Origin of the sequence: Flavobacterium piscinae (assembly GCF_004122145.1) — a bacterium.
Classification (GTDB): Bacteria; Bacteroidota; Bacteroidia; order Flavobacteriales; family Flavobacteriaceae; genus Flavobacterium; species Flavobacterium piscinae.
This window is the reverse complement of the sequence record NZ_SBKQ01000039.1, coordinates 1-452: the sequence shown is the minus strand read 5'-3', so window position 1 is coordinate 452 and position 452 is coordinate 1. Positions and strand designations below refer to the sequence as shown.

Below are 452 nucleotides of genomic sequence, written 5' to 3'. Positions count from 1 at the left end.
AAGGATGATAATCTTGTAAACTCATTTTTAATACAATTAAACGCTAAATAAAAGAACACAGATTTTTAAAATTGTAGAAATTTCAAAAATCCGTGTTCAGAAAATTTATTATTTTGATTGTTGGAATTTTCGATAGTTGGATTATTTGAGTAAACTATACTCTGAAAACTCCCTACTCCCAACTCCTAACTAAACTACTGCTTTACCATCTTCAACACTTCATTCCCCATCTCCGATTCACATTGTATCAAATACACCCCTTTAGCAAAAGAAGCCGTATTAATGCTCACAAAATCCTCCGTAACCGTTGTTTTGAAAACCAATTGCCCGGTGGTGTTATAAACAGTAAGTTTTTTTACCCCATCATACACAAAAGAAATTTGAGCCAGCTCACCCACAGGGTTTAGCAGTAGCTGCATTACTTTTTGATCGTGACTAGGTACACTCAAGGT

1 protein-coding gene is annotated in these 452 nt (G+C 34.5%); it reads right to left on the bottom strand.

Annotated features, from left to right (window positions below):
- Nucleotides 1–194: 194 nt before the first annotated feature.
- A partial coding sequence (locus tag EQG68_RS14900; protein ID WP_222845220.1) for a T9SS type A sorting domain-containing protein occupies nucleotides 195–452 on the bottom strand: 258 nt, incomplete at its 5' end.